Annotated in this window: 4 protein-coding genes; all 4 read right to left on the minus strand. The window is 46.0% G+C overall.

The window, feature by feature from the left end; genetic code table 11:
• Positions 1–39: 39 nt before the first annotated feature.
• Positions 40–1095 carry a UDP-3-O-(3-hydroxymyristoyl)glucosamine N-acyltransferase gene (lpxD, locus tag B7X71_RS12030; RefSeq protein WP_293600847.1) on the minus strand — a complete coding sequence of 352 codons (1056 nt, stop codon included), beginning with the start codon at positions 1093–1095 and terminating at the stop codon, positions 40–42.
• Positions 1096–1100: 5 nt separating this feature from the next.
• Positions 1101–1628 (minus strand): OmpH family outer membrane protein, encoded by a 528-nt coding sequence (locus tag B7X71_RS12035; RefSeq protein WP_215301278.1) that lies wholly within the window; start codon positions 1626–1628, stop codon positions 1101–1103.
• An 18-nt stretch (positions 1629–1646) separates the two neighbouring features.
• Complete coding sequence (gene bamA, locus B7X71_RS12040; protein ID WP_293600849.1) at positions 1647–3938, minus strand: outer membrane protein assembly factor BamA; 2292 nt, start codon at positions 3936–3938, stop codon at positions 1647–1649.
• A 53-nt stretch (positions 3939–3991) separates the two neighbouring features.
• The coding region (locus B7X71_RS12045) for an RIP metalloprotease (RefSeq protein ID WP_293600848.1) at positions 3992–4729 on the minus strand (738 nt) is incomplete at its 5' end.

Consider the following 4729-nt stretch of genomic DNA (forward strand, 5'->3'; position numbering starts at 1 on the left):
GCTGGATAAAGTTTCTAATTTTTGAATGTAGTGACGAATTTATTTAGATTTATCTAATAATCGTAAGCGTTGACGTATTTTATCGAGGCCGCGCAAAATGGCAGCATTTTTCTCCCAGGCGCCATGTAGCATTGAAGGGTAAACGCCTGTGTAATGCTGGCCTGGCTCGGTAATAGAACGAATAATCGAGGTATTTCCAGAAACCGTAGTTTTATCAGCAATGGTGAGATGACCTGCAAAGTTGGCGGCACCGCCAATGATGCAGAAGTTACCAATTTTGGTGCTACCTGAGATAGCTGCGCAACCCGCGATCACGCAACAGTTACCCACCACCACGTTATGGGCGATCTGAACTTGGTTATCAATCTTAGTTCCACTGCCTATGATGGTGTCACTCATGGCGCCACGATCAATCGTCGTAGACGCACCAATCTCAACATCATTGCCAACCACTACAGAACCGGTTTGCGGGATCTTGACCCACTCAGCACCAGTTGCAGAAAAATCAGGAGCAAAACCAAAGCCATCCGCACCAATCACAGCGCCACTATGAATAATGCAACGCTCACCAATAGTAGTCTCCGAATAAATCGAGACGTTGGGATAAATTAAAGTGTCGCTTGCAATGGCGGAGTTTCTAGCAACTGAAGTATTGCCTAATAAGCTAACACGCTCACCCAATGTCACGCCAGGGCCGATTTGTACAAATGGTCCGATATGACATGAATCCGGAATATGTACAGATGGATCTACTGCGGCACTTGAGTGCACACCAGGAGCATAAATTGGCGCAGATGCTTTCGCAAAATGCTGCGCCATTCTGGCAAAAGTAGCGTAGGGATTTTTGGAAACAAAATACACGCGCCCCACTGAGTTGCTTCCGGGATTTGCCTGAAGAAAGTCTGCGTCAGCTTGATTAACAATCAATCCACCAGCAGCACTATCACTAGCCTGTTGACGGTATAGCGGATTTGAGAGAAAGGAAATCTGGCTGACTTGAGCTCGCTCGAGAGGAGCGAGACCCTGAAGCACGAGGGAGCCATCCCCCACCAAGCTTACTTGAAACTGTTTGGCCAGCTCGATGGCGGTGGGCATAAAACTTACTTGAGACTATTCAAAGCCTTGATGACATCATCAGTTACGTCAACCTTAGGATTTGCATAGGCTGGATCTTGAATAATGACATCAATTTTTCTTTGCTCAGCGATTTGCTTGAGGGCTTGATTTGCTTTTTCAGCAATCTTGGCACGCTCTTCAAAGTTACGCTGATTGAGATCTTCTGTGTACTCGCGTTGTTTGCGCTGCAATTCGCGATCTTGGTCAGCCAACTCGCGCTGACGGCGAACACGATCTGCCTCAGACATGACCGCTGAATCGCGATCTAATTTTTCTGCTGCAGCCTTAATCTTTTCAGCGCTAGTACGAATTTCATTCTGACGCTTCGTAAATTCATTTTGCAACTTAGTCTGACTTGCCTTAGCCATATTCGATTCGTTGAATACTTTTTCAACGTTTACAGCTGCAACTCGGGTGCCAGCATCCTGTGCCAATGCCTGAGGCAAAGCGATCAGTGAAGAAACAGCAACTAAGCTGTATTGAATCCATTTTGAAGATTGACAAAGCTTCATAAAACTTTCCTTAAACAATTAAAACGCCGTACCGACTTGGAACTGCAAACGCTGCACATTATCCGTTGGCAAGGATTTGATCGGAATACCATAGCTGAACTTTAATGGGCCCAGCGGTGATATCCATGATAAACCTAAGCCGTAAGAATATCGTAAGACGAGATTGATGTTTTCGTTATACACGTTACCGCCATCTACGAAACCAAATACACGCAAGGTTTTATCAACGCCAGATCCAGGAACAGGCACGGTGTACTCAACGTTGCTGACAATTTTGGACTGACCGCCGGTAGGCTGGTTCAGGCCAGTGTAGGTATTAACGTAGGTAGGTCCAAGTGATCCTGGAGCGTAGCCTCGAACAGATCCAATACCACCCACATAGTAGTTTTTGGTAATCGGGAATGGGTACTTACCGTACGCTTCACCGTAGCCAAGCTCTCCGTTAAAGGACAGGATATTACCCTTTGAGAAGGAGTGATATTTTTGATATTGGCCAAACAGGCGGTAGAACATCATATTGCCAAGCGGAGTTCCCACTTCAGCGTTCAGCTGTTGCAAAGATCCTGTTGATGGAATCAGCGCGCTATCACGACCATCACGTGACCAGCCGATAGTAACGGGGATATTGTAAGTATTGAGTGACGCTGGATAGCCTGGTGATGGAGCGCCATAGTCAATCATGTAATTCAAATACGGCTGAGGTGTATTTACTGTGGATTTAATTTGAAAGACTTCAATACCAGAACCAAAGAAAACTCGATCTACTTCGGTATACGGAACACCAAACTTGATATTTGAACCAACAGACTTAATTTGATATTCGGGGTCACCGACATAATACAAAGGCTTGGATGATCTGTAGAACAAATCGGTATATCGACTGATGCCATCTTCGGTGAAGTAAGGGTCATAGTTTGACAAAGCCAAACTTTGATTAATCTTACCGAGGGAGAAATTCAAGCCTACTGCGGTACCGGTACCAAAAGCGTTCTCTTGGTTAATACCTGCAGAGAGAATCAACTTCTCAGTGGAGGAGAAACCAGCTCCCAAAGTAACTGCGCCAGTTGGCTTCTCGGTGACCTTCACATTAACATCGACCTGATCCGCAGATCCTGGAACGTCCTGCGTAGATACATCAGTCTCCGTGAAATAACCCAAGCGACCCAAACGTTTTTTCGATAAATCAATCTTCTCACTGTCGAACCAGGCGCTTTCAAACTGACGCATCTCACGGCGAATCACTAGATCACGAGTCTTGGCATTACCGGTAACATTGACTTGACGAACATAGACACGACGACCTGGATCAACCACTAGAGTCAAGTCCACTTCACTTAATTCACGACGAATGTCTGGTTGCGGATTAATGGTTACAAACGCATAACCATATGAACCCAGAATTTCAGCAATCGCTTTAGTACTCTCTGTCAACTTGGCCGATGAGAAGGTATCGCCCGGCTTAAGACTTACCAACTGAATTAACTCAGCCTCTTTGCCCAATAAGTCACCAGCTAAACGCACATTCTTAACGGTGAATTTATTACCCTCACGAATACTGATCGTCAGGTAGATACCTTTTTTATCAGGGGTAATAGAAACCTGGGTGGACTCAATAACAAACTCAAGGTAACCGCGATTGAGATAGTAGGAGCGAATATTCTCCAAGTCGGCCGTGAGTTTTTGCTTGGAATACAAATTGTCTTTGCTATACCAAGAAAGCCAGCCGCCAGTTTTCAACTGCATCTGGCTCTTAAGAGTGCTCTCACTGAACACGTTATTACCAATAAAGTTGATCTCTTGGATCTTAGCTACAGGACCTTCATCGATATTGAAATAAATCGCCACTTGATTACGCTCTACTGGGGTAACGGTTGCAACTACCTCAGCCGCATACATACCTTTACCAACATACTGGCGCTTCAGTTCTTGCTCAGCTTTGTCAATCAAAGCTTTGTCATAGAAACGAGCTTCAGCAACCCCAACGGCTTTGAGCGACTTCCGAACGACCTCTACATCAAACTCCTTCATGCCGGTAAATTCAATCCGGGAAATAGTAGGACGCTCTTCAACGATCACAATCAAGACATTGCCCTGAGCCTGAATTTGCACATCTCGGAAAAAGCCAGTGCTGTAGAGCGCCTTAATGGCCTCAGCACTCTTCTCTTCGGTAAAGGTATCGCCTACCTGAACTGGAAGGTAGCTAAATACAGTGCCCGGCTCCACTCGCTGCAAACCTTCGATTCGAATGTCTTTAATGACAAAGGTATCGGCTGCTTGTGCGTTTATACAAAAACCTGCCGCAACAATCAGAACGACTTGAGCAATAAATCGAGTTAGGGAGCGAAAAGAAGGTATCAAAAAATTCAAGGTAAAAGGTAGCGTTGCAAATCGTTAAACAAGGCCAGCAAGGAAAGGGCTATCAGCAGCAAAAAACCCACTTTTTGGAGCTTTTCCTGCAGAGATAATGTAATTCGCTTACCAGCAACCAACTCCCATGCATCATACAGGAGCTGACCCCCATCTAGCATTGGTAAAGGCACTAAATTCAAGAGTCCAATACTGATGCTCATGAGAGCTAAAAAGGCTACAAATGGCTGCCAGCCCACCTGAGCAGACTTCCCAGCCATATCTGCAATACTGAGGGGTCCACCCAGCTGCTTTAAGGTCGTTTTGCCGGTCAATAAACCAAGCATCAACCTCATAGAGACCTTGGTGATCACATAGACCCGTTGACTGGCAAAGCTCAGGGCATCAATCGGGCCCAATTTCAGCTGATTCCACTCTGAAGGCGGGGTGATCTGGGGAAATAAGCCTAATGCTTTTAGTGGGTCCGATTCTGGTGTTACCTGGGGTAAATCACCCTGCCTAAAGGATTTAATATGGCGCCCACCAGAGGCATCCCGCATTTCTAGGGCAAAGCCCTGCTCTCCAGTTACGGCATCCAATAGCCGCCAACGCAGAGCATTCCAACTTGGGACGGGATCAAACTCTCCAAGAATTGGGGCGCCACTATAGTCAGATGATAAGGATTGCCAACCAATTACTTGATCACCTGCTGCTACCCCTAGTTTGGCAGCAATCGATTGCTCAGGGGGAGCCTG

The organism is Polynucleobacter sp. 39-46-10 (assembly GCF_002282275.1).

Bases quoted from the DNA above. Each gene is read 5' to 3' on its own strand.
- lpxD (WP_293600847.1), bottom strand. From the start codon at position 1,095: ATGCCCACCGCCATCGAGCTGGCCAAACAGTTTCAAGTAAGCTTGGTG.
- B7X71_RS12035 (WP_215301278.1), bottom strand. From the start codon at position 1,628: ATGAAGCTTTGTCAATCTTCAAAATGGATTCAATACAGCTTAGTTGCT.